Source organism: Singulisphaera acidiphila DSM 18658, assembly GCF_000242455.2.
GTDB classification, from domain to species: Bacteria; Planctomycetota; Planctomycetia; order Isosphaerales; family Isosphaeraceae; genus Singulisphaera; species Singulisphaera acidiphila.
This window is the reverse complement of record NC_019892.1, coordinates 2,907,047-2,931,358: the sequence shown is the minus strand read 5'-3', so window position 1 is coordinate 2,931,358 and position 24,312 is coordinate 2,907,047. Positions and strand designations below refer to the sequence as shown.

Sequence of the window (24,312 nt, the reverse complement as noted above, 5' to 3'; positions counted from 1 at the left end):
AGGTAAGGATCGTCCTTGATCCTACCCCAAGCGACGTCTCCAACTGGAGTACCGTTCATGACCTGCTTCAGCGAAGGCGAGGGGCAGGTGTGCGTGGGCTATTTGACCGAGGTGGCTTGACGAGGTTGTTGAGCAGGTCGTTTGCTCCTCGTTTGAGGACCGACTTGCTGGCATCTCTCAAGCCCACTTTCATCCCTCGGCGATCGATCGTCGGATGCGAGAGTGTGCCACCGATGGGCAGCCCGACTTTCAAGCCTTCCAGCAATTCCTTCGCTTCGGCACTATTGCCAAGCATCCCTTGAGTGATGGGCACCTTCGCGCGCATCGCGATCGTCTGGTCGAAGCCAACCGACCCTTCGAACTCCAGCTTGGCGTCACGGCCCACGGGAATCGAAAGCCCACGCTGATTGACGCGGCCATCCGCAATTGCCAGTTCGATCGGCTGGTCGAGACGAAGTCCCGACGCGCCTTTTTGGCCGGTCAACGTGATGAGTTCACCCGCGAACGGTCCTGGCGCAAAGTTCACGTCCTGGAATTCGACGCGCCCGATCAGAGTGGAGTGGGTCGATTCGTCTCCATTGATTGGATAGTCGGCTTTGGACACGGTGACAGAGGCCTTGCCGGTCACCCGAGTCGCGTCGTGGAGCATGGGAGCGATGTAGGCGAGTAGGCTGCGTGAGACATCGTCGTTGATCTCCGCACCTTTGATCTCCGAACCAGGAGCCAGTCGGAAGGTGACTGTCCCCGCCTGGTCCACGTCGAGGCTCGGCTTGAGGATCGTCGGTCCATTGTTGATCGTGGTCTCGATCGGGTCGATCGTTCCCACCCCACCGCTCCAGCGAAGAACGATCGGCGTGGGCGCGACCTTGAGTCCGAAGGCGATCGCCTCGAAGCGGTCGAAGCCAAGCTCCGCTTCCAGTTCCTGGAGAACGCTCCCTGACCCCTCAGCCGTAAGTGGTCCCCGCAGCTTGAAGGGACGAGCCACGCCGCGCACCTTGGCTTTCGGCTCGATCGACTTGGCGATCAAGGGATCGAGGATCGCCCAGTTCGGGTCGAGGGTGCCGGCGAAGTCGACGAACCGCCGATCTCCCTTCGTGTTGAGATTTCCTTTGGCGTGAATGCTCGCATGGCGGATGGCCATTGCCATATTCACAACTTCGATCTGGTCGAAGCTGGGGGAACTCTGCGTATGCATCGCGAGCACTGCGGGTGCCAAGATTCGCCGCGGGCTTCCTTCGGAACCGGCCAGGGAGAGGTCGGGCGATTGGAAGGTCATCGAAGCCGTGATCGCTCCATCAGGAGCGACATTGATCCCGGACTTCAGCGACAAGGCACCGGACAGGTCCATTGCCGCCCCCCCCGACCACCAGGCATAACTCCGGTCGATCCGAGCGAGGTCTCCCGTCAGGGTCCCCTCCATGTGGAGAGCGCCGCCTCGCTTGAGCCCGATGATTTTCAGGCCCTCCTCGCCGATCGCGATCGGTTCCGGCTTCATTGCGTCGGGGAGCGACCGCAGCTCGAGCGTCCCGGTCGCCGGGTCGAAGCGTCCCTTCACCGCAAGTCGGACCGGGTCGAGAGCCGTAGCGGGAGCGGGGTTCTGAGGAAGCGGCACCAAGGCAAGCCGCAGTTCGTCGATCTGGAAGGCCCCGTCGGTTGTCGCGGTCGAGAGCCTGGTTGACGCGGTCAGATCGTCCGTCTTAATCGCAAGCTGGGCCAGGTTCCAAGCACTGGGAATGACCGAATCAGTCAGGGGGCCGGTGGCGCCGAGGTCGAGTCGGAAGGCATTGCGCGCGATCGGCTCGGTCGTCAAGCCGACGACTCGAAGAGCGAGGAATTCCGCGGCCAGCCGCCCTGTATAACGCTGTTTTTCCGGGCGGCGGAAGTCGAAGGCAATCCGTCCCTTGCCGGCCAGATCGAGCGTCCCGAAATCGATCAGGTCGCGAAGCTGATTTTTGAGCCCCTCGAGATCGACGGTGGCAGAGACTTTGACTCCGCTCTCGAGGTCGCCGGCGCCGGTGGCATCCAGGAACGCCGTCTTGACGGCAAACTGTTCCACCTTGAGATTATCCGGGCGCTGGAGGATGTGCGCGGAGAGACTTGCCGGATCGCGGATCGCAATCAGACGTCCGTTGTCGCGTGCCTCCAGGTCGGAGACCCGAGCTTCCGCCACCAGCTTGCGACCTGGCCCTTGGTCAGCATCGGCGATCTCGATATCAAGCCTTGCGGCGCCCTTCTCAACGGAAAGGCCGTCGCGGACGTGCAAGACATGCGGAAGCTGTTGCGCTAGGGCGGCGAGATCGAGCTGGCCGTGGATTTTGGTGGTAACCGACTGCGAGCCGGCCGCAAGCTTGGCCGTCGCCTTGATCGAACCGAGGGGACAGACGAGGTCGAGCTTTCGAACGTCCCAGGCACCATCGGTCTCGGAGATCTCGTAGTTTCCTCCGAGGCGGTCAAGTTGCAGGCGATCGCCAGACAAGGCTGCACCGGTCGCTTTGAGAGCCAGGACATCGCCATCGCCCACGAAGCTCCACCGTTCAGCCTTGCGAACCGTCGAGTAAGTCCCGCTGAGTCGGCCGCTCATCGTCAAACCACCCGAGTTGACGCTCCAGGGCCATTGTCGGGCCACCACTTTGGCTGTGAGCGGGGGAATACCCGAGTTCGGAGCGCGATGATCGAGCTCGCCCGCGATCTCAAGCGTCGAGTCGTCCTTCTCGGACGGGTTCGCCAATGCGATCCGCCAGGTCACGGGGCCCTTCACGGCCGGCATCTCGGCCGAGAGCTCGAAGCGGCGGGCCTTGATCGGCTCTGGAAGTTCCGGCGCCCGAACACTCAGCGAGCCATTAACGAGTTTCACCGAAAGCGAGTCCCAAGGCGGAGCCTTTTCGGATTTCGGTTTTGGATTTTTCGGAGCGGGCTTGGTCGGGTCCCCCTTCAGAAGGGAATCCAAGGCATCGACCAGGTCGATCGAGCCGTCGGCCCGACGCTCGATGTCGATCGCGGCTCCCTCGAGAACCAGGAGCCCCCCCACTGGATTCTCCATGGCCAGACTGCGCAGCGTCCGATGGAGACTCAGGCGAGGGACCGTGACAAGCGCCTTCCCTTGCTTGTCACGAAGGACCACTCCACGCATCTCCTGGTTGCCGAACCAGGAGAACCGCAAGGATCCGATCTCGAGCCGACTCGGCGCAAGTGCTTGGTTGGCTGTCGAAACCACGAACACGCGAACAGGAGAAGTTGACGCAAGCCAGGGCAGACTCATCAACGTGAGTGACGGGATCAAAATCGCGGCAAGGAGTAACCTCCGGAGCCATTTTCGAGGCTTGCGAGGCGAATTGGTAGGCAGCATCAGTCCTTGACTCCCCGGAACCCTCCGTAGTCCGGAATTGAACACGCATCTTTATAAAACTCCGGATCGCGAAAAAGCTCAAGCTCAACCACCACCTGCGAACCCGATCGAAGTCAGCGTCTTGGAATAAGATACGCCCTGCAAGCGAACGGACTGTCACTTCAACCCCAAATCATCGCTTCGGCTACCGCAGTTCTGGTTGTTTGCGGGGATTGGGTGGAACAGGGTTTTTAGAAGAGTACTTGTCTCAACGAGTAGAATGAATGAAGATGAGAGGATCGGGTTTGATGGGCGAAGAAGCCGAGCGTTCGTGATCGAGAACCAGGTCGAGAGTGGATCGTGTCTGCGAGGCGCGATTGCAATTACGGCCTTCGATCAGCTCTGAATCGTCACACCGGATTTCGGAGATTCACGGACCATGAGTCGACGCATATTTCCCACGATTGCACTATTGTCGTGTGCGTTTCTTTCTCCCATGCTAAGCCTGGGGCAAGAGCCGGCTCAGAAGCCAAAGAAAAAGGTCATCAAGTCGGATGAGGAGTGGGCCAAGATCTTGACCCGTCCCCAGTTTCTCGTTTGTCGGCTCAAGGTGACCGAGCAGCCGTTTTCGGGTAAGTTACTCAACAACCATGCCAAGGGAACGTATGACTGCGTGGCCTGTGGTGCCGAGTTGTTCAGCTCACGGACCAAGTTTAATTCGGGAACGGGTTGGCCAAGCTTTTGGCGACCGAATGAAGCGGACAGCATTGCCACCGAGATCGACACCAGCGAAGGGACGCCTCGAATTGAGGTCCTTTGTGACAGCTGTGGCGCGCATCTCGGTCACGTCTTCAATGACGGCCCTGCGCCAACCGGCCTGAGATATTGCATCAACTCGGTCGCTTTGAAGTTTGTTCCGGAACGCAAGCCAGCAAAGAACGCGAAGGCGAAATCGGAAGCGGAAACCGAATCACAATCTGAGGCTGAGACACCGAAGTCGGATGCCGAGACCGGCTCATCGGCGGCTAAGTAAGTTTCTGAGCCGCAAAGCATCGACCGATCGTCCCCCCCCTTTTTTTTTTGCAATTCCCAACGACGCCTTGAACTCCAGCCTTGGGGGGGAGGCAGACTGAAGCCTCGTCCCTCAGGGATGAAGGTCGTATTCACGAATTTTGTCGAAGAGTTGGCGACGCGAGATTCCAAGTTGACCAGCTGCCTTGGTGCGATTGCCTTCACAGGCGATCAAGGCGCGTTGGATCGCGCGGCGCTCGACTTCGGCGAGCAGGGCTCGCAACGGCAATGCATCTTCTGCCTCGGATGTGTCGGCCGCTAGGCTCGACCCAGACTCGTCGACGTCGAGATGCTCCGGGAGAATCGGGCGGCCTCGCGCGGCGATTGCCGCTCGGGCGAGGAAGTTCTCCAACTGCCGGACGTTGCCGGGCCAAGGGTTCGCGAGGATCTTTTGCGAAGCTTTGGGAGTCAAGCTGAGGCTAACCCAGCCATATTTTCGTTCAAGCCGCCGCAAGATGTGCTCGGCCAGAGGGGTGATATCTTCGGGACGCTCCCGCAACGGGGGGATGGCGATCCGGATGACGTTCAGGCGGTAGAACAAGTCTTCGCGAAACCGGCCGGCCGCCACGTCCTTGGGAAGATCACGGTGGGTCGCCGAGATGACCCGGGCGTCGGTTTTGAGGGTTTCGGTTCCTCCCACGCGTTCAAATTCGCGGCGCTGGAGGACGCGAAGCAGCTTGGCCTGGGCGGCCTGGGGAAGTTCACCCACTTCGTCGAGAAAGATGGTACCCCCCGCCGCACGCTCGAACCGGCCGGGCCGCTGGCGATCGGCTCCGGTGAATGCGCCGCGTTCATGGCCGAAGAGCTCGCTTTCAATAAGGCCGTCGGGCAAGGCCCCACAATTGACCCGCACGAACGGACCTTCGCCACGGCGCGAGTGGGTATGGAGGGCCGAGGCGACCAACTCCTTTCCGGTGCCGCTCTCACCCACGATCAGGACTGGTTCGTCGGTCGCCGCGGCGCGTCCGATTGCCTTGTACACGTCACGCATCGGCGGACTCTGTCCGACCATTTGCGGGTCGTTATCCACGTCCTCGGCCGCTTCGTCGACGTCGACCTCCGCGCGCAGGGAGCGAAGCTCGGCCGCTAACGACCGCTGGTGGAGCGCTCGCTTCAGGGTCAGGAGGACCTCGTCGAGGTCGAACGGTTTGGAGAGATAGTCGTAAGCTCCCTGGCGCATCGCCTCGATTGCCGCCGCCGATCCACCGAAGGCCGTGACGACGATCACAGGGAGGTCGGATAAGGCGGGGCCGAGTTCGCGGAGCACTTCGAGGCCATCTCGGCCGGGCATTTTCAGGTCAAGGAGCACGGCGGTAGGCGGATCGCTTTGAATCGAGGCGAGGGCCTCGAGACCATCGGCCGCCTCGGACGTGCGGTATCCCTCGGATTGGAGGAGCCTGACGAGGTTGCGACGGATCGTACGATCATCATCGGCCACCAAGATCAATGCCGGTTCACTCATGAGGATCCGCCTCCATGGCCGTTCCGCTGAGGGATCGGCAGCGTCAAGGTGAACAGAGCGCCCCGTTCCGGGTGTCCGGCTTCGGGGCGAAGGTCGCCCCGGTGAGCCAGGACGATCTCCCGAGCGATTGCGAGCCCCAAGCCCGTTCCGCCGGCCTTGGTGGTATAGAAGGGCTCGAACAGGTGCGCAAGGACTTCGGGTGAGAGACCGGGGCCCGTATCGGCCACTTGGGCTTCGACGACCCCTGCGAGGACGTCGGTCCGGGTCGAGAGCCGAAGCGTCCCGCCGCCGGGCATGGCCTGAAGTGCGTTGGTCGACAGGTTGCGAAACACTTGCACGATCGCGGGGGGGGCCATCAGGATCACTGGTAGCTCGGGATCAAGGTCGAGTTCGACCGTCACCCCTTGCGCCTCAGCGTTCGCGGAGGATAATCGGGCCACCTCGGTGACGACTTCGTTGAGATTGCTCGGCATCAGGTCTTGAGCGTCGGCCCTCGAGAAGTGAAGCAGTCGAGCCACGATTCCCTCGAGGCGATCCACCTCATCGACGAGCCCCTCGAACGACTCGGTGTCGGGGCCGATTCCCCGCTGCCAGAGCTGGACGGTCGATCGGATCCCCGCCAGCGGATTGCGGACCTCGTGGGCGACCCCCGCGAGCAGCTTGCCGAGCGCGGCGAGTCGTTCCGAACGCCTGAGCTCGGTTTGCAGTTGCTCGCGTTCCGCCGCCTGACGCCTGACGGTCCCGGCAAGCCCCGCCATGAGCACCAAGGAGAGCGCGATGCCGCCGAGAGCGAGGCCGGCCGCGAGCTGATATCCTTGGATCGACCGGTTCAAGAACAAGGGGTCTTCCAGGCGAATCATCGTCCAGGTTGCGGCGACAACCTGGTCTCGAACGAGGACCGGAGCGGTCCGAATTGCGACCAGGCTCGGCTGGCTGACTTCCACAACGAACAGGCTCTGTTTCTTTCGTATGGCGGCGTCGATCTGGATCTCGATGAGTTCGGCTTCGGATTGAGGTGGCCCCGTACGACGGCCTTGCGACTCCTGCTCCGGGGGCGGTGCGCTGGGGGATACCGCTCCGAGGAACCGGTTAAAATCACGGACGTAATAGCCCCCCTCGACCCCCTCGAACGGAGCGAGCGCCGCCTTGGCCTGCACCGAGAGAGTACGATCGAGCTCGTCCCAATCGGCCGGGTCAAGGTAATCGGGCCAGCGCGGAGCTCTGGCGAGGGCCGACGTGCCGCGTTTCGCCAGACTTGCGCCTGCACTGTCGAGTACCCCCTTGGCGGAGGCGCGACGCCGCTCGCGAGCGATGACGGACGTGGACGTGATCCAGAGCGACGTCAAGGCGGCCACAAAAAATGCGACGACCACGCCGATTTGCCACCTGAGCGGGATCCGCAGTCTCTGATGCGCCATGATCCTCGCCTTGATTCAAATGTCGGAAGCACCACATTCCAAGCAGAAGTTAAAGAGAGCAATCGTCAGGCCAAACGTCATCTTTGGAGGTCCTTCGGTATTTTCGCAGGATCGGCGTCGATCCTATCGCAAGGGCACCCGTGTGTGGGCGGAATTCCCCCTCAGAATCGGGGGGTTCCTGCCCATGATTGGCGGTATGCGGACCAAAAAACGAACAATTCTCCGGCTTTTTGGCTTTGGCATCGGTCGTGCTTTCGGGTTCAAAGAGACGCAGCGATCGTCGCTGTCGTGGAGTACGGATCCGCGTGGGGACAAGGAGAATTCGCGATGATCAAGATCTTGACGATGGGGGCCAGCAGCCTGATCGGGATGGCGTTGCTTGCCGCACAACCTCCTCCGGACGAGGGGCGCGGGGGACCTCCCCCTCCTCCTCCGCCTCCGCCCCCGAAAAAGAAGGCGGCCGAGCGACCGGGCGGCGACCTCAGGCAGGCTTATGAACTCCTCCGCCGGCTCCGGGCTGACGGCCGAGCTTCCGGTCGACCCGAGGAACGTCTCAAGGACTGGACCGAGCGGGCCTCGAAGCTCTATCGCGATGGAGTCAAGGCTCAGAAAGACGGAGATGAACGCCTCGCCCATGAATATGGCGCGGCGGCTCATGACCTGGCCCGCGCCGTGGAGCACTCGAAGAACGCCTCGGTCTACGAGGGGAGCGACAGTGACCTACCGCCTCCCCCCGAAGGGGGACCCGGGGGCGACAACGAACGCGTTCGTGCCGATCTCTGGCATGCACACGACCGGATTCGCGGCGGACTCGACGCCCCCAAGGAGGAGACTGACAAGTTCTACATCGACGCGGCACGTGACCTCTACAACGCCGCAAGACGCGATGCCGAGGCTGGCCGCATCGAGCGAGCCGGCGAACTTGCCAGGGCCGCCGCGGCGATCACTCATGTTTCCGAGCATCTCGCCCATGCGCTCAACGGCGGACCACCCCCTCCACGCGACGGTGATCGTCCTGACGCGAAGGGTGAAGAGTTCGAGCCCAAGCGCCCTCCGCGCGATGGCGACGGCCCCAAGGCAAAACGCAAAGAGTTCGAGCCGAAACGTAAGGGGTTCGAGGCGAAAAACAAAGAATTCGCTCCGAAACGCCCGCCACGCGATGGCGATCGTCCAGGCGAAGAGCGTCGGGACAGCCTGCCCCCTCCTTTGTAATCTGAATGGCTCTGCCTTGGGTGTGGGATAACCCACCGTCCCGTTTCCCAGGCCCGGTCGTATGGAATCGCCATACGGCCGGCTGCTTGGGTTACCCGGAAAAACCAATCCAAGAAGTGATTGATTCTATGGGGCCTGGTGCGTGTTCAAGTCAGCGATTCGACCGGGATCTCGCCGACGTTCTCGAAGATGAAAGTCGGGCGAAAGGGATACTGCTCGACGGTTTCGCGGGAGCTGACGCCCGAGAGGACGAGGATGGTCCTCATTCCCGCCTCGGTCCCCGCGAGAATGTCGGTGTCCATGCGATCGCCGACCATGAACGAGTCGGCCGAATGGGCGTCGAGCTTGCGGAGGGCGGTCCGCATCATCAAGGGATTGGGTTTTCCGACGAAATAGGGTTTTCGACCCGTCACCAGCTCGATCGGTGCCACCAAGGCGCCACAGGCCGGCTGGATTCCTTGTTCCGAAGGACCCGTCAGGTCCAGGTTGGTCGCAACGAATCGCGCTCCACCCGCAACAAGTCGGCTGGCACGCTCGATTTTCTCGAAGTCGTAGCTGCGCGTATCGCCAACCACAACGTAGTCCGGCTTATGTTCGGTCAGCGTGTAGCCGACGCTGTAGAGGGCATGCGTCAAGCCCGCGCCACCGATGACATACGCGGTCCCACCGGGCTTCTGCCGATGAAGAAAGTCCGCCGTCGCCAGGGCGGACGTATGGAAACTCGACTCATCGACGTCGATGCCGATCTGGCTCAGACGATGGGACAGGTCGCGCGGAGTCCACTGACTGTTGTTGGTCAGGAAGAGGAATTTGTGACCTCCCCGCCTCAGCCTTTCGAGAAAGTCGAGGACTCCGGGGATCAGTCGGTGGCCATGATAGATCACCCCGTCCATATCCACGATGTAGCTGGGCGGCATATCCCGAGAGCACTCCGTAACGACCGAGAGTTCGCCAGGTTTCGTGTCCTCATTCTATCAAGAGCTCACCGCCAGGGCGATCGGCCGGCACGCTGCCTCACACTTGTTCGCAAGGGGTCACTCGATCGTGTTCGTTCAGAGCGCGGTCGCGGCCCTGCTTCACCTTCGCGAGTTCGCTGACCGCCTGATCGCGTTCTCGAGTGGCCCTGGCGAGTTTTTCCTCAGACTCAGCCCGTCGTTCCTCCACGAACTGCTGGAGCGATTGAAGCTCATCCTCGAGCCTAAGGGCATGGACGGCTTTCTCTCGGAGAGCGAATGACTCGATTCGAAGTCGGTTGAGTTCCGATCGGCCGACCTCGCACGCGGCAAGTTCGTCCTGGATCAGCTGGACATGCTCATGTGCCTGACGCAGTTGCGACTCGAGATCCTCCACGCGGAGCTGAAGCGACAACCGTTGCGAGTTCGCCGCGGCGAGTCTCGAAGCGAGGCGGTCGTTCTCGCTTTTCAGGCGGAGCTGGTCTTTCTTGAGCTGTTGAAGTCCCTGGTCGTGAACCTTTGACGTCTTTGGCGGCTCTGCCGGGTCACTTCTCACGAAGCGAACCGAAGTCGATGGCATACCGAAAGCCGCTGATTTGCCGTCCTCTCTCACCTCGGCCACGAAGAGATGTCCGCAGTGGTTGCACCCGACCGATTGCCCGAGGTAATTGACTCTGACGCGAAGCCCTCGCTGACATTGATTGCAGGAAATCAGCACATGTTCGGACATGAGAAATAAGAGTCCACAGCGAGGGTGAGCGGCGATCAGACCCGAGGAGTCAATTCGCGACGGAGACGACGTTCTGAGCGAAACGAAGCAGAGCGTCACCGACGCGATCTCGTCGAAGGATTTGGATGCATCCAAAATGCCTTCGATTCGCGCGATGCGTTCTCAGGCTGACGGCGCAACTCGGCCCGACGAGTGATCCAACAACGAAGCCAGCCGCTTCGATCGATCTTTCCCACGAAAACGCATCTTCCGCCGGAACCGGAGGATGGTCAATCCGAATTGATCAGGTTGCGAATAGAAAAAAAGCTTGGCACGCCCAACTCCTTCGACTTGGGTGCTCGACGGTTTTCGGGTGCGAATCGATTCGCTCAACGTGGACCTTTCCACCAAGCACCGGTATACTGCGATATCCCAAAAAGCCAACATGGCAAGTAACTAACCCTGGACTTAAATCGCTAGAATGTAGAGGGTTATCGAAAATCGTGGCAACAGGTGGCCTTGTCCAACAGCTCTCCGGCAAGCTTGGCGTCGAGTGGAAGGCCATCACCACTGCTGCGGAGAATTCGGCAGCTAAGATTGTGGACCTCAACTCTGCGTTAGCAAAGTATACCACCGAAGATACGAGCATTGTTATCAATGGGTCACTGGCCCGGGCAGAGCTTACCTCGGGGAGCGACCTCGACTGGATCCTTCTTGTCGATGGGATTGCTGACCCAGCACATCTCGAGGCATCGCAAGCGATCGAGTCTTACATGGAGGAGCAGGCGGTCAAAGGCCCGGGCGCGGAAGCGACCTTCGGTGGCCTGGTCTTCAGCCACGACCTGATCCACCATATTGGCGGAAGTGACGATACGAATGCTAACCTGACACGCCGTATGCTTCTTCTTCTCGAATCTACTTGTCTTGGCAGAGACGATGCGTATCGGAGGGTGATCAACAACGTCTTGGGTCGTTACATTCGCGAGGATTTCGGCTGGATGCATGCCCGGAATCCAATGAATATACCGCGATTTCTCCAGAATGACATGGCCCGGTACTGGAGAACTCTTGCAGTCGACTTCGCCTACAAGCGGAAGAAGCGTGCCGGTCGAGGTTGGGCACTCCGTACGGCGAAGCTCAGGCTTCCTCGGAAACTGACGTACGCCGCCGGCCTCTTGATGTGCTTCAGTTGTGCGTCCGATGCCCTGGAACCGTCGACATTCCGCAAGGGCGATGGGGATCTCGTTACATTAGCAATCGACGACGTTGAACCCGCTGCGCTGGCTATTGTTGAGCATATTGGCAAATACGTAAAGATGACGCCGCTCGCGATCTTTGCGAAGCTATTTCTCGAGAACGAACAACTGAGCACGGCCGCTGCCAGGATGTTCGGTGCTTATGACGCATTCCTCTCGATATTGAACGATGACGAGCAACGCGCACGGCTGGATCATCTGAGTCAAGCCGATGTGGCTACAGATCCCGTCTACCAGAGAGTGAGAGACCTCGGCCACGAGTTCCAAGGGGCACTCGACTCCGTTTTCTTCAATCCCGAGGGCTGTCCTCAGTTTTACGAGATCACCAAGACGTACGGAGTCTTCTGATGAGGCCTTTCGGCTTCTCCACGGGTGCCTTGGCCCTCAGCGATTTCGATCAAGCCTTGAAGATGTTAGATGGAATCAACGTCGATGCGATCGAACTGTCGGCACTCCGGATTCGTGAATTGCCTGGGCTATTGGACTTTGTCGGGCGGGCAGACCTGGATCGATTCTCCCACATTTCGGTCCACGCACCAACGGACTACGGCGCTGACCAGGATGCCGTCGTTGCGGAGAAACTCGCCTTTTTCGCCGAGAAGGGATGGCCAATTGTCGCTCATCCGGATGTGATTCGCGACTTCGCGCCTTGGAGGCATTTCGGGCCGCTTCTCTTCATCGAGAATATGGACAAACGCAAGCCTGTGGGGCGGACAGCGGAAGAGCTGGAACGCATTTTTGAATCGCTTCCCAACGCAAAAATGTGTTTCGACATTGCTCACGCTCGCCAAGTCGACACCTCCATGACGGAAGCCTACAGAATCGTCAAAGCCTTCCGTGGAATGATCGAGCAAATTCACATCAGTGTGGTCAATACAAGCAGCAAGCATGACATCATATCATTCAATGCTGCTCATTCCTTCCGCACGGTCGCTTTTCTCATTCCCAGGACGGTTCCAGCGATCTTGGAGACGCCTGCGAAACAGGAGCAGCTCAAAGAGCAACTTGAGATGGCGGCAAGTTCTTTAGACGTCACGTTAGCCGGTCAGGCTGGTTAATCCATCGGAATTCGGAGTTGTGGGACCGCCGGTTTCGTCCTCAGGCACCGAGTAGCCACTGCGCGACCGCCTCCGAAGCGCCGATTGCATCTTGAAGGCGCCCGTGAGAAGATGTCCGCTCGCAAATTCCGCTCGATGGCACGAGGAAGCCAAGTAACATGCTTCATCGATCCGCGATCCTGACGTTGACGGTACTGCTCATGGGAATCTCCGACATCCAGGCCGTCTCAGCCGCTCCCGAGGCGACTGCCGACGACGTGAAGGCCCAGCGCTTCGTCAGCGATCATGTGACCCGGATCCGGCCACTGGAGCAGGCTGCTGCCCTCGCCTGGTGGAACGCCAACGTCACCGGTAAGGACGAAGATTTCGCGACCAAGGAGGAGGCTCAGAACCGACTGGACGCCGCCCTTGCCGATCCTCAGCGGTTCAGCGAGCTTAAAGCGATCAAGCAAGGTCACGTCGCCGACCCTGTCCTCAAACGCCAGATCGAGGTGCTCTATCTGAGCTACCTCGAGAAACAGGTCGATCCCCAATTGCTCCGGAAGATCACCGCCAAGGCCAACGCCATCGAAAAGGCGTTTAACGCCTACCGCGCCACGGTTGATCGCCATGAAATGGCCGACAGCGAGGTCCGGAAGGTGTTGAAGGAATCGGACGACCTGCCCCGGCGCAAGGCGGTCTGGGAGGCGAGCAAGGGGGTCGGAGCGACGGTCGAGGCGGATTTGAAGACACTCGTCGCCCTCCGGAACGAGGCGGCCCACACGCTCGGATTCAAAAACTACCATGCGATGCAGTTGCATCTGAACGAGCAATCGCAGGAGCAGGTTCTCACCTTGTTCGACGAGCTGGACGCACTGACACGCGCGCCCTTTCACGCCGCGAAGGCGGAGATTGACACCAAGCTCGCCGACAACTTCGGACTGAACGTGGCCGATCTCCGCCCTTGGCACTATCACGATCCGTTCTTCCAGGAAACGCCGGCCGTCTTCAAGACCGACCTTGACGAGGCTTATGCCAAGGCCGACATCCTCGACCTCTGCCGGAAGTTCTATGCCGGAATCGGGCTCCCGATCGAAGACGTGATCGGCCGTAGCGATCTCTATGAGAAGCCGGGGAAGAGTCCGCACGCCTTCTGCATTGATATCGACCGCGAAGGGGATGTGAGGGTCCTGGCCAACATCGTGCCCAACGAGTATTGGATGGGCACGATGCTCCATGAACTCGGTCACTCGGTCTACAGCAGCAAGAACATTCCTCGCGACCTCCCCTATGTGCTGCGGACCGAGGCGCACATCTTGACCACCGAAGGGGTGGCCATGATGTTTGAGAAATTCTCGAAAGATGCCGATTGGCTCCAGCAGATGGGCGTCAAGCTCGCCGATCCTCGCGGCTTCGACGAGGCGGGGGCAAAGATGAGAAAAAACAAGCTGCTCATCTTTTCACGCTGGTGCCAGGTTATGCTCCGGTTCGAGAAGGCGCTCTACGAGAACCCTGAGCAGGACTTGAACGCCCTCTGGTGGGACCTGGTGGAGAAATACCAGGAAGTTCGCCGGCCGGAAGGTCGCAACGCGCCTGACTACGCGAGCAAGATCCACATCGTCAGCGCCCCGGCCTACTATCATAACTACATGATGGGGGAGTTGTTCGCGGCCCAGGTTCATCATACGATCGCACGCGAGGTGCTTCAGGGGGTCGATCCGTCGAAGGCAAGCTACGTGGGCAATCCGGCGGTCGGTCGATTTCTCAAGGAACGACTCTTCGGTCCGGGCCGCTCGCTGACCTGGGATGACCTCACGCGGCATGTGACTGGTCAAAGTCTGAACCCGAAGGCGTTCGCCCTCGATTTCCAGAGCCATTGAACGGATGAGGTCAGGGAGCGACACGTTCGAATGGGCGACGAGATGAGGGTGACCGATCCATTGGCCGCGTGCGACCGGCTCACCGTGGTCCTCGTACGCGCTCTGCCGCTGAGCGGAAAAGGCCGCTGGGCATCGGACGATGCAATCCATGCCCCGGTCCTCGCCTATGCAATCGCTCAGTTGCGGATGCGCGTGCGCCCCGCGTTTCAGCCGGACTGGATCGTTACCGACCCGGTCCATATCACCCTCTTCGGGGGGACGAATACCGGGAAATCTACGGTTGTGAATGTGCTTGTCGGTCGACCCGCGGCGGGGATGGGAGTACGCGCACGCTGTAGCCAGCACCCTGAGGCGTATCGCTCCTCCACGCTCGGTGATCGCTGGCTCATGGGGAACCCCACGAGATTTCAAGGGTATCGGCGCTATCACGACGAACATCCGCCTCGCCAGTCCGATGAAGAATTGCAACGCGACGGCTATCGGCGGGCCCTCGCTCTTCTCGATATCGACCGCCTGCCCGGTGTGCCGCTCGCTCCGTTGGCTGCGCCGACGGCGATTGTTTGGGATGCGCCTGATTTTTCCACCGAACAGTCCACCTCTTACCTCGGCACCATCCTTGACTTGCTGGCTCTTGCCGATCTCGTCGTGATGACGGTGACCGATGAGTGCTATGCTGACGACCGCGGGACCTCGCTCCTCAAGATGGTCGGGGATTCAGGCGTCACCACCCTCATTGTGGCCAACAAGCTTCCCGAGAATCGCACGTTGCTTGAAGACGTCGGCCGCACGCTTGGAAGCGCCGGAGGAAGTCAGGCTCCTGTCCTGCGGCTGCCCGAAATCCCAGGCGTTTCGACTCTCGATCGCTTGGAGCAACTCCTTCGACGTGACGAGGCGGGCGTGCTCCGCGAGGCGGTCCAGCGGGAGGCGGCGTTGGGCCCCGCCCTCAAGCAGCGATCGTTGATGGGTTCCATCGATTTTCTCGAACGGCACCTCGACGAATTCTTGGGGCCGCTCAGCCACGAAGTGAATGCCTCGGCCCGTTGGCAAGCCACTGTCGCTCAGCTGACCCGCGAATCGATTCTTGAACCCTACCAGCGCGACTATCTTGAGGGGATTCGCTATGGCGAGCTGAACCGGACGTTGCTCCATCTCATGGAACTCCTCCAGGTTCCTCTGATTGGCCCGATTCTGGATCTGACCGGTCGGGTGGTTCGCATTCCTCTGCGCCTCGCGGGTCGAGGGATTCGAAGTTTGCTCGGCCATCGGACGGACGTACCGAAGCCTGCGCCCGAGCAGGAGATTCTCCAGGACGTGATCCCGCACTGGCTTGCCGCGATCAAGGCTGAAGCACAAGTGCTCGCTCGTTCGGAAAGTAGCGACGAATGGACCGCGATCGTGATGGAACTGGAGAGTGATCGTTTTCGGACCGAATTGATGGGCCCATTTGATCGTGCGTTCGAGGCCTACCGGGAACGCATGGAACGCCTGGTCAGGCGACGCGCGGAAGATCTCTATGAGACGCTCAGCGAGAACCCCAAGAAACTGGCCACGATGCGTGGGGCGAACCTCATGGCGAGCGCAACCTCCGTTGCGCTGGTGATCAAGACCGCGGGCCTCGATTGGTCCGACGCTGTCCTGGGCCCGGTCGTTGCCGGAGTCTGGCAGAACCTCCTCGAGTGGGGGTTGGGGCGCTATCTGGAGACGCTTCGTTCGGAGCTGAAAGCCGTCCAATTGCAGGCCATGCGTCAACTCGTCGAGGTTCACCTTGAGCAACCGGTGCGCAACCTCTTCCCCGGGGCCGTCAGCGCGGGCGACCTCGATGCGGCACGTGCCGACTTCGCATCGATCAAGGCCGAGGCGACTCGGATTGCAGGAGGGAGCCGGCCGTGAATGAGGAACTCACGAAACGGTCGATCACGCTTGCACTCGAGCGGCTCTCCGAGCGGATCCAGACGCCTCGAGCGGTTGCAATCCGCCCTTCCGAGAAGGCGCTCGTCGAATCGTTGATCGAGCGGGCGCGTGCCCAATGGCTTGGGCCTTCCGAGCCCGTTCTGACCGTGGCACTCGCGGGGGGGACGGGAGCCGGCAAAAGCACGCTGATCAACGCATTCGCCGGCACCGTAATCGCCGAGTCGAGCGAGATTCGCCCCACGACCCGGCACTTGCAGGCCTATCATCATCAGGAAGACTCGCTCGGTTCTCTGACCGAGGAACTGGCCAGCAAAGCGACGTTCGTCGCCCACGACCGTCCCGAGCTCCGTCACAAGATGCTCGTCGATACCCCCGACCTCGATAGCTTCATGGTCCAGCATCGCGCTACGACCAAGGCGCTCCTCAAACGGTCCGGCCTGGTCCTCTACGTGTTCAGCCCGGAACGCTACCTGGAGGAGCGGACCTGGTCGATCCTGCGCACCGAGACCGAGTTCAGCGCCGCTGCGGCGATCCTCAACAAGGTCGATCGGGTCGGATCAGCCGAAGAGCTCGATCAGATCACCGCGGACCTCCGAGCCCATTTCGCTGCGCTGGGACATGAGGATATCCGGATTTTTCACCTGTGCGCCCGGGCCCACGTGCCCGATTCCTCGGGCCTTCTCCCCAACCTCGCGGCCGACGTCGATGACATGGTCGCACTGCGCGCTTATATCGAACGCGAACTCCACAGCAGTGAGATCGCTCGGCTCTTGCGCCGCCAACGCGAGGCCGTGATCACTCACCTTCAAGCGGAAGTCGACCGGATTGCTCCCCCCGCCTTTTTCACGAAACTGGAGGAGGTTGCGCGGTTGGCGACAGCTCGCGCCGGTGAGGCCGGGACCCGGCTCGCCGGCACAATTGCCGAACCGTTGGCGGCCGTCGAGGCGGAGCTTGTCCCCTTGTTGGTCATCCATCGGCACGAGCGGTTTTGGGGACCGTTCCGATTCTGGTTAGCGCTCTGCGACTTCGTCAGTTTTGGTTTGACGAACCTGGTCCGTCGTTCCATCGGCCGCCGCCAGGCCGACCGCCCCAGCCTGATCGAGTCCACCCTTGACCGGGCCGCTCGAGGCGCAGTGGAAAACGTCCTTCGTTCGCAAGCACGGGACATTCAAAACCTTCTCTATACGAACAACCTTCCCATCGAACGCTGGCGTGAACTGACTGCGAACGTCGACGGCACCGGGCTGATCGGGGAAATTTCCCAAGAGATTGAAGCCGGCTTTGAGCTGGCCGCAGTCCAACTCTCCGAACAAGGCCGATCGATCATCTGGCTTGCAAGTAGCCTGGGCGGTCTCGTACCGTCGGCGTTCGTCGTGATCGGACTCTTTGTCATGACCCGAGACCTTTTCTCGGGTACCTATGCCGGACTCACGCTCCTCTGGCATTTGCTCGCCATGATGGTTCTTTTCTTCCTCGCGCTCCAGGGTTTGGTCTCGGTTCTCTTACCAGGTGGCACCCGCTGGTTCGGTCCGTCGCTCGGACCTCAGTCGGTCTCGCGAGTCATCTGGCGCACTGTGGATCTCTGGATCGAAGCGTACCGTACCGACCTTAAGGCCGATCTCGCCGACCTTCGTGAGCCCTTGATTGTCCTTCAGAGTGCGCTCCAAGGTGAAGAGTCATCGCTCTGAGGATCAACATCCGACCGTCCCCGCCTCACACTTTATATCGGAGATCGGCGATGCGAATTGGACCTATTGAGCTCATGGTCGTTGCGTTTTCGGGCCTGCTCTACCTCTGGCCCATCTGGCGAATCTGTCGGAAAGCCGGATTTCCGGGGGCACTCAGTCTTCTCGCCATCATTCCCGCCGCCAACACGGTGAGCATCACATTAGTTGGTAGGACGGACGTTCAGTTGCTGGAATAGTCGCGATTCCAGAAGGCGTCCCACTGGCCTTTTTCGCTGCGGTAGAGGGCGCGGAGGTGGCAGAGGGCGTGAGCGCCGTCTTCGCCCCAACGCATTCCGGCCAGTTTCAGACGCTGCCCCACCACCGTCTTGCACGCGCTCTCGATCGCCCCGCTCCCGATACACCAGCCACGCGCCAGGTATTCGGGATAGTCCATCCGGTGCGCCTGGCGTTCAAGGTAACCGATTAACTCGGTCGCGGCTTCGCCCAGGCCAGGCCGGCGCGGCCAGTCCCATTCCCGCAGGACAGATCCCAACACCGCGCCCCCTTCCTCTTTGAGCAACTGTCGCCATCGCCGGGCTTGGTCTTCGGCTTGGTCCTCGTCCTGAGGGTGCAGCAGACGCGCCAAGCCGGTGAGCTTCTCCGCAGGGTGAAAAAAGTCAAGAATGATCACTTCCACACGCGGAAAGTTTTCACGGAGTCGATCCTCCAGGCCCGCGCCGCCGTCGGAGAGGCCGATCCAGCGATCGGCCCGGTCCATACCGACGTCTCCGGCGGGCGTGCGGAGCAAGGGACCGAACTCCTCCAAGGGATACAGGCCCGCGAGGTAACGCGCCTGCATCGGCTGCGGTTTCTCGTCGGGCCAAGGCCACTCCGGGGTGGGGTTACAGACCATCCCCACGTAGGCCATGCGGCCTTCGGCGGGTCCCCCTCCCTCCCCTTGACGCCGCACCCCAGTGGCGTCGAGTTCGACGTACGCACAACGTTGGCCTTCGTAATCCTTGTGCCAGGGCCAGTCGGCCGGGGGACCCAAGTGCGAGCCGGCCTGGACCGCCTCAGCCAGACGTTGACCGGCCTCTTCGGTGGTCCGTTCGACAGTCGATTCCGAGACCCGGACACCCCCCATCTCTTCGAGCAGTTCCGCCCCCTTCTCGAAGCTGTCGGCAACTGCCCCGGCCAAGCTCGCGACGCGTTCCAAAGCCGGCGTCAAGTCGCGGGTCGTCAGCCCCGCTTCGCGATCGAAGGGGAACAGCCCCTTGCCACAGCATCGACAGAGGTAGTAAGCCCGGCGGTAGCGGACGGCTCCCACAAGGGTGAAGGAGGTGTGCAGGCGGTGCGAATGAAACTCCGCCGTCCGGCTACAGTGGGGACAGGTTACGCTGGCTCCGTCGTATCCGTTTTTTTTCGCGTCAGGTGCTGCTCGATCGCCTTGGCGGCGATCTTGTGAGCCAGGGCCCGGATCTTGAATTCGTTGGCGCCGAAGAGGTGGGCGTCGTCGGTGATGGCAAGATTGGCCGCGAGTTCGCTGATTTCGGCATCGACGGCCTCGCGGATGGCTTGCTCGAGCCCCGCGATTTCAGCCTGTTTCTCGGGAGGCACGGGTGCGGTCGGCATGGATGGACTCCGTTTCCGAGGTCGGGTTTTCCTCAGGTACCGCCGGTTTCCCTCTTGTGTACAAAGATTCCACCAACTGTCAAGACGCTCACCGCCGCCAACATTGGTTTACTCTTTTTCCTTGCCTTTGCAGAGTGGCCGGTTCTTCGGAACACGAAGCCCGTCACTACCGATCGCGATTTCTAGGAGAGGGGGCAGGTTGCGTTTTCAACGTACGATGATTCGGAAGAGCTATCCCTGGGATTGCGGGGGGGCTTGATCGAATTTTAAATCAATTTATCTTGTTTGATTGAATTTGTTCTTTTGATTTCAAATCAAGAGCGGGCGGGGCGCCAGCGGTCCCAGGGAATGCAAGAAGGGGCCGTGGTCTGCGTTGCAAGTTCCAATCTTGTCACAGTGCGGAGTCGGCTTTGATTCGTCCGCTTTACCGAATCAGGAGCACTTGCTGGCGGCAACGATCCGCTTGCGCCATAATTAATAACATGCGTTGGCACCGGCGGCCTTTCCCCTCTCGACCCGCGGCCTCGACATGATTGACCCGGTTCGTCGGACATCTCGCTACCAGGCGCTTCGGACCTCCCGCCAGGTGCTGGGACGAATGGCTCCTCTGGTTCGACTCGGACTGTGGGGGGCCGGCATCTCTGTGTTTCTCGATCAGGTCGGGCCGATGCTCTCCGATGCGCAGTTCACCTGGGGTGAACGACGGATCATGGGGCTCGTGGCTCTGCTCACGATCGGAGGATTTGGATTGGGTGGTTGGGTCGCGGGCCGGCTCATGAAAGCTGCCGCGGAGTTGATTGACTTACTGATCGATGGAGCGGACGCCGCCTGGCGAACCGCGGACCTGATCGAACTCCGGATGATTCCGACGCTCGGTCGGATCGCCAACGCTCTCGAGGCGTCGCCTCCTGCTTCCCAAGGCAACAACACGAGTGATCCACGGCTCTCGGCCATTCGCAAGGCGATCACCGATTGTCGCTGGGAAGAGGCCGAGCATCTGATCGAGGCTCTCGCACGCGATCGCCAGACGGCGTCTGAAGCGTCGGCGCTTGGCGATGAACTGGGCCGAGCACGCGACCGCATGATCGAGACCCATCGCCAGGAGTTGGAGGCGGGACGAGCTGCGAATGATCCCGATCGCGTGATCGACGCCCGCGACGCGCTCACGTTACATCTGCGGGGCGAGCGGCTCGTGGATCTCGATCGTCAGTTGGTGCGTTGGCTGGTCAATCTGCTCCAAGGGTGGGCTCGGTCGGGACGTCGAGCGCACGAGGTCGCCCAGCTTGCAACTCGCGTCGCCGAAACCTTTGGAGATACGGCCGAAGGAGCCAGTCTCCGGACGGCCTTGCCAAATTTACGGCGAAAAGCCGGCCTCTGTCCCCGCTGCGCTCGCCCCTTCCAAGGGAGCGCAGAGGCCTGTCCGCGCTGCGTTGATCAGGGGTCGACAGGCGCACCGCTTTTTCCCACCAGCGCTGGAAGCTCAGTTCCTAAGGAACCGACATGAGCATTCGTCTGACCTGCTCCGCCTGTCACGCCGCATTTCTGGCAGCCGACGATGCCGGCGGCCAGCGCGTGGCCTGCCCCAAGTGTGGGGCCAAGCAAATGACGCTGAAGAGGGGTGCGGTTAAACGCCCCGAGCCCGCCGAAGCGTCCGTCTTTGTTCCCTCGGCCGACGCTCCCAGTCGTCGTCGATTCCGCCCAGCCTGGCTTGCCCTGTTCCTCCTCGTTTCCGGTCTCGCGGTGGCTACGGTCGTTGCCTGGCCAACGATTCAGGCCTGGTGGCACCCGGTTCCGCCTGACCCGATTGAGGTTGTGGCCTCAACATTTCTTCGTTCACTGTCGGATGAGAACCCGGAAGTGACCCGGCAAGTCTCGATTATTGATGAGCCTCCCGCCATTCGATCGTTCCGGAACGTGAGGCATGACCCCACTCGCGATCGCCCCTTGAAGGGTTCGTTTCGCCCGATCGCCCAGTTGCACGATCGACTGAACAAGTCGTTCGAGTACAACGCGGAAATCGGCCGCTACCAACCCCGCGACCTGCTTGGCCCGGCCGCCGAAACACTTGACGCACTCCACACCGCCAAGGCCGAACAGGCTGAAACCGCCAAGAAGATCGCGAGCGGGAGCCCGGACGACCTCTTCGCCGCTGCCGAGGCGATGGCCTCGACTTTCGACAAGTTGGCTGAAGGAGCCTTGGCTCCGAAAAAATTGATCCCGACGTATCAGCAACTCGTCGAGGACGCCAAGCCCCCCCTGCCCCCGAGTGAAAAGGAGCTCGCCCTCGATTTCGGCTCGAATCGCGAGACTTGGGATCACCTCTTGAAGCGCCCGTTCCCGACGTTGAAAGCCGATGGGCCGTACATCCTCGACCGCGCCGAGGTCACAGCCATGGTCGCCGATCGACTCGCATCGTCCGGAGACCCGCCCACTCGGCTCTACCTCAAGCTTATGCGATTCCGGCTGGAAGGGATCGACACCGGCTGGAAGGTGATCTCCGCCCGGCGCGAGGGCGATCCCGAGCCGGTGGCTGAACCCACAGAAGCGGCCCCTCCGGCTGAGCCGGTTCGCCGATCGCCGGGCGAGTCCGCGCAATAAAGTGGGTGGGCCGTGCCCACCCCGGTCTCGGCTTTGAAAGAAGCGAGGGGCAGGAAGCGATCAGCTCCCCGCCCGCCTTTCTGCTCAGACGATGATCGTTGACCTTTTCTGAGCGGCTTCTTCCATAAACGACTGGCCCCTGGCAACCATGCTCTCGGGTTCGGGGATGGTCCCCTCGAGGAGCATCGCGTTGGCCCAGAGTTGAAGAGCGCAGAGCTTGATGAAGTCGTCGTGATCTCGGTTGGAACTGAGGCTGCCGAGCCGGCGGATCAGGGGGGCGGAGGGATTGATTTCGAGAATGCGACTGGCCGGCATGAAGTCTTGATTGGCCATCTTCATGAGCCGCTGCATCTGGCTGCTCATTCCGCCATCGGCATTAACCAGGCAACAGGGGCTGTCGGTCAGTCGTTTTGATTCGCGAACTTCCTTGACGCGATCTCCGAGCGCCGCTTTGAACAGCTCGAGCACCCGCGTCGTCCCAACAAGCGGCTCCTCGTCGGCCTTTTTCTCGGCCTCCACTTCGGGCAGCTCGACGTTCTCGGAATCGATCGAGGTGAGCGGCCGGCCGTCGAAGGTCTGCATCGTCGACATGACGAATTCGTCGATCGGATCGCTCAGATAGAGGACTTCGATCCCGCGCCGGCGGAAGATCTCGAGGTTGGGGCTCGTTTTGATCGAGGCCAGGCTGGGGCCACCCAGGTAATAGATAGGCTTCTGGTCCGGTCCGGCCCGCTTGATGTATTCGTCCAGCGAGGTCAGCTTCGCCCCGTCGGAATCCGACGATGGGAAGCGGAGCAACTTGGCGATGCGCTCTCGGTTGGCGGGGTCGCTGGGGATCCCTTCGCGGAGGATCCCGCCGAACTGACGGTGGAATTCCTCAAAACCACCGGCCGCTTGATCGGCCATCTGGTTCAGCTTATCGAGTACCCCTTTGACCAGGGTGTTGCGGATCCGGCGAATCACCGTGTTGTCTTGCAGCGTCTCACGCGAGACGTTGAGCGGCAGATCTTCGGAGTCGACAATCCCGTGCAGGAAGCGCAAGTAGTCGGGAAGGAGCTCGCGACAATCGGACTGCACGAGGATTCGCTTGGCACAGAGGCTGACCCCATGCTCCAGCCGACCGAAGCCGAGCAATTCGATGTTGCTGGGAGGACAGTAAAGGATCGAGCGGAACTGGAACGGCGAATCGGCCGCGAGGTGGAGATGCCAGAGCGGCGACTCGTTGGAGTGGTGCGTCAAGTGCTGGTAGAACTGAAGGTACTGCTCCTCAGTGACCTGGCTCTTGGGCTCAACCCAGATCGGTTTCTGGTCGTTGATCACCTGGTCGCCAAGCCGGATCGGATGGGGGACAAAGCTCGAGTAGCGTCGCACGATCGACCGAATCCGCGACTCTTCGACGAAGTCGCTGACATCGTCCTTGAGGTGGAGAATCACCTCGGTCCCACGCTCGAGCGGTCCCGCCGGAGAGATCCGGAACGTCCCCGTCCCATCCGACTCCCACTCCCATCCCTCGGTTTCCTTGAAGCTGCGAGTACGGACCCGCACACGATCGGCAAGCATGAAGGCCGAGTAGAAGCCAACGCCGAACTGGCCGATGAGCGAGAGGTCCCCTTTGTTCTGGCTGACCGCCTTCTTCAGGAATTCGAGCGAGCCGCTATGAGCGATTGTGCCCAGGTTCGCGACCAGCTCTTCCCGAGTCATCCCGACCCCATTGTCCCGGATCACAAGCTGGCGCGGTTCTTTCTGTCCTTCGATCACAATCTGCAACGGCGCTTCGTCGCGGTGAGCCTCTTCGGTCAAAGAGACGTACCGCATTTTGTCGAGGGCGTCCGACGCATTCGAGATCAACTCGCGAACAGCGATCTCTTTGCTCTGATAGAGCGAATGCGCCAGCAAGTGGAGCAGTTGACTGATCTCAGCTTGAAAGGAAAATTCCTGCGGTTCCGAAACGGCTGCCATCGAAAGCCCCCATCGAATGAGATCGCGAGACCAGGCTCGTGAGATCCGAGAGGCGCGGTTCTCCCTCTCGACTCTGATAAAGCAACCGTAACAGGCAAGGTGCGTACCAAGCGGTCAAGAAATCCGCAACTTTCGTTCTGGTAGGGGTTTTCGAAAATTCGACTCGGTGTAAGTCTTGCCAACCGGCTGCCAATCGCGACGAATCTCTGGGGAGCCCCCTGA

Annotated in this window: 18 protein-coding genes; 12 read left to right on the top strand and 6 right to left on the bottom strand. The window is 60.9% G+C overall.

The annotated features are described in order from the left end of the window. Nucleotides 1-67: 67 nt before the first annotated feature. A complete protein-coding gene (locus tag SINAC_RS11700) occupies nucleotides 68-3,346 on the bottom strand; it encodes a hypothetical protein (protein WP_015245843.1) in 3,279 nt (1,092 codons plus the stop codon). Between the two features lie 418 nt (nucleotides 3,347-3,764). Between SINAC_RS11700 and msrB the strand changes: the two genes are divergently transcribed. Next, on the top strand, nucleotides 3,765-4,358 hold the full coding sequence (gene msrB / locus SINAC_RS11695; protein ID WP_015245842.1) for a peptide-methionine (R)-S-oxide reductase MsrB: 594 nt from the start codon (nucleotides 3,765-3,767) through the stop codon (nucleotides 4,356-4,358). A 111-nt stretch (nucleotides 4,359-4,469) separates the two neighbouring features. Here msrB and SINAC_RS11690 read toward each other — a convergent pair whose 3' ends face one another. Both SINAC_RS11690 and SINAC_RS11685 read right to left on the bottom strand, forming a co-directional pair. Then, the gene (locus tag SINAC_RS11690) at nucleotides 4,470-5,858 is read right to left on the bottom strand and encodes a sigma-54-dependent transcriptional regulator (protein ID WP_015245841.1); all 1,389 of its coding nucleotides are present in this window, start codon (nucleotides 5,856-5,858) and stop codon (nucleotides 4,470-4,472) included. Next, nucleotides 5,855-7,276: a two-component system sensor histidine kinase NtrB gene (locus SINAC_RS11685; RefSeq protein WP_015245840.1), complete on the bottom strand. Its 1,422-nt coding sequence runs from the start codon at nucleotides 7,274-7,276 to the stop codon at nucleotides 5,855-5,857. Before SINAC_RS11685 ends, SINAC_RS11690 begins: the two co-directional genes overlap by 4 nt. A 327-nt stretch (nucleotides 7,277-7,603) precedes the next feature. On the opposite strand from SINAC_RS11685, the gene SINAC_RS11675 reads away from it, so the two are divergent. After that, nucleotides 7,604-8,488: a hypothetical protein gene (locus tag SINAC_RS11675; RefSeq protein ID WP_015245839.1), complete on the top strand. Its 885-nt coding sequence runs from the start codon at nucleotides 7,604-7,606 to the stop codon at nucleotides 8,486-8,488. Nucleotides 8,489-8,634: 146 nt separating this feature from the next. Here the strand turns inward: SINAC_RS11675 and SINAC_RS11670 are convergent, their stop codons facing one another. Next, nucleotides 8,635-9,405, bottom strand: coding sequence for an HAD-IIA family hydrolase (locus SINAC_RS11670; protein WP_015245838.1), 771 nt, complete (start codon nucleotides 9,403-9,405; stop codon nucleotides 8,635-8,637). A gap of 127 nt (nucleotides 9,406-9,532) precedes the next feature. Here SINAC_RS11670 and SINAC_RS40570 point away from each other — a divergent pair, with 127 nt between their 5' ends. The 8 genes from SINAC_RS40570 (at nucleotide 9,533) to SINAC_RS11630 (ending at nucleotide 18,158) form a co-directional block, all read left to right on the top strand. Further along, nucleotides 9,533-9,724: a hypothetical protein gene (locus tag SINAC_RS40570; protein WP_154673711.1), complete on the top strand. Its 192-nt coding sequence runs from the start codon at nucleotides 9,533-9,535 to the stop codon at nucleotides 9,722-9,724. A 72-nt stretch (nucleotides 9,725-9,796) separates the two neighbouring features. Then, the gene (locus SINAC_RS40565) at nucleotides 9,797-9,964 is read left to right on the top strand and encodes a hypothetical protein (protein ID WP_154673712.1); all 168 of its coding nucleotides are present in this window, start codon (nucleotides 9,797-9,799) and stop codon (nucleotides 9,962-9,964) included. A gap of 689 nt (nucleotides 9,965-10,653) precedes the next feature. Beyond that, a complete protein-coding gene (locus SINAC_RS11655; protein ID WP_015245836.1) occupies nucleotides 10,654-11,754 on the top strand; it encodes a hypothetical protein in 1,101 nt (366 codons plus the stop codon). Next, a complete protein-coding gene (locus SINAC_RS11650) occupies nucleotides 11,754-12,464 on the top strand; it encodes an apurinic/apyrimidinic endonuclease family protein (protein ID WP_015245835.1) in 711 nt (236 codons plus the stop codon). The genes SINAC_RS11655 and SINAC_RS11650 overlap by 1 nt, the downstream gene beginning before the upstream one ends. A 158-nt stretch (nucleotides 12,465-12,622) precedes the next feature. Continuing rightward, nucleotides 12,623-14,323, top strand: coding sequence for a M2 family metallopeptidase (locus tag SINAC_RS11645; RefSeq protein WP_015245834.1), 1,701 nt, complete (start codon nucleotides 12,623-12,625; stop codon nucleotides 14,321-14,323). Nucleotides 14,324-14,365: 42 nt separating this feature from the next. Further along, entirely contained in the window at nucleotides 14,366-16,213 is a 1,848-nt protein-coding gene (locus SINAC_RS11640; RefSeq protein ID WP_244884953.1) for a hypothetical protein, read from the top strand. Then, nucleotides 16,210-17,922 (top strand): GTPase, encoded by a 1,713-nt coding sequence (locus SINAC_RS11635; RefSeq protein ID WP_015245832.1) that lies wholly within the window; start codon nucleotides 16,210-16,212, stop codon nucleotides 17,920-17,922. Before SINAC_RS11640 ends, SINAC_RS11635 begins: the two co-directional genes overlap by 4 nt. 50 nt (nucleotides 17,923-17,972) lie before the next feature. Then, on the top strand, nucleotides 17,973-18,158 hold the full coding sequence (locus SINAC_RS11630) for a hypothetical protein (RefSeq protein WP_015245831.1): 186 nt from the start codon (nucleotides 17,973-17,975) through the stop codon (nucleotides 18,156-18,158). Here SINAC_RS11630 and SINAC_RS11625 read toward each other — a convergent pair. Further along, a protein-coding gene (locus tag SINAC_RS11625; RefSeq protein ID WP_086018129.1) for an ISKra4-like element ISSiac4 family transposase occupies nucleotides 18,143-19,533 on the bottom strand; the annotation gives its coding sequence in 2 pieces (ribosomal slippage) (nucleotides 18,143-19,326 and nucleotides 19,326-19,533; 1,392 coding nt in all). The two genes, SINAC_RS11630 and SINAC_RS11625, sit on opposite strands and share 16 nt — an antisense overlap. Nucleotides 19,534-20,131: 598 nt before the next feature. Between SINAC_RS11625 and SINAC_RS11615 the strand changes: the two genes are divergently transcribed. Next, a complete protein-coding gene (locus SINAC_RS11615) occupies nucleotides 20,132-21,037 on the top strand; it encodes a hypothetical protein (protein ID WP_015245830.1) in 906 nt (301 codons plus the stop codon). After that, nucleotides 21,034-22,131, top strand: coding sequence for a zinc ribbon domain-containing protein (locus SINAC_RS11610; RefSeq protein ID WP_015245829.1), 1,098 nt, complete (start codon nucleotides 21,034-21,036; stop codon nucleotides 22,129-22,131). The genes SINAC_RS11615 and SINAC_RS11610 overlap by 4 nt, the downstream gene beginning before the upstream one ends. Nucleotides 22,132-22,215: 84 nt before the next feature. Here SINAC_RS11610 and htpG read toward each other — a convergent pair whose 3' ends face one another. Beyond that, on the bottom strand, nucleotides 22,216-24,090 hold the full coding sequence (htpG, locus tag SINAC_RS11605) for a molecular chaperone HtpG (RefSeq protein WP_015245828.1): 1,875 nt from the start codon (nucleotides 24,088-24,090) through the stop codon (nucleotides 22,216-22,218). Nucleotides 24,091-24,312 lie beyond the last annotated feature (222 nt).